Genomic DNA, 461 nt, shown 5'->3' on the forward strand with positions numbered 1-461 from the left:
ACTTCGAGGTATTCCAGCTTGCGGCCACGATGCTCAGCGGTCTTGATGTCCCGCTGGTACTGGTGCAGCAGGGCAATACTCTGGATCAGCGTCAGGTATTTCATGTGGTCACGGCGGGTGCGGGTTTTGTCGGACAGGAAGGTCAGCTGGCTGGCGTAAGGATTGACCACATTCAGCGGTTTCAGCAGGCGCTGGGCATTCTGGTGCAGGGCCGTCAGATAGTCCCGCTCGTTCTCCGCCAGTAAGCCCTCAAGGGTTTGCTTCCGGCGCTGCAACGCATGGATGGCTTCCGTTTGTTCGCGGGATTCGTTCACCGTCAGCACCAGACAGCGATTCAGTAATTCTTCATCGACATCAATGGCGGTTGTGGTCAACATCAGCATGACCGGGCCTTTGACCGTGTAGCTTTTGGTGACGAGATTGCCGGTCGCTTCATCCTTGCCGGTGCTCGCCATCGTCAG

1 pseudogene is annotated in these 461 nt (G+C 57.3%); it reads right to left on the reverse strand.

The features are described from left to right. Positions 1-461: pseudogene (locus tag Xsze_RS21560) on the reverse strand (DNA primase); the annotation flags it as partial.

The organism is Xenorhabdus szentirmaii DSM 16338 (assembly GCF_002632585.1).
Lineage (GTDB): Bacteria > Pseudomonadota > Gammaproteobacteria > Enterobacterales > Enterobacteriaceae > Xenorhabdus > Xenorhabdus szentirmaii.